Genomic DNA, 270 nt, shown 5'->3' on the forward strand with positions numbered 1-270 from the left:
GAAGGCGATCTTTAACTATCGTTCGTTTGACCCGGTTAAAGGAGGCTATGCTGACCCGAGAGAGTTGTTTGGCGCCTATAAAACGGTCAGAGGGCAAGTGCCGAATGAAGCGATGGATGATGTTTACTTTGATCCTTACCCAATGCCAACCCCGATCCCCGGCTTCCTCACCTTGGGTTCTGCCAAGCTTGAAGGCAATACAAAAGATACAGGTTGGGTAGGATATCGCTATGCAGAAGGTAATCACCCTTATACAGGGCCGGGTGAATT

The 270-nt window shown here is 49.3% G+C and carries 1 pseudogene; it reads left to right on the forward strand.

The window, feature by feature from the left end:
- Positions 1-270, forward strand: a pseudogene (locus tag A3763_RS28305) (hypothetical protein); the annotation flags it as partial.

Source organism: Oleiphilus sp. HI0128, assembly GCF_001635365.1.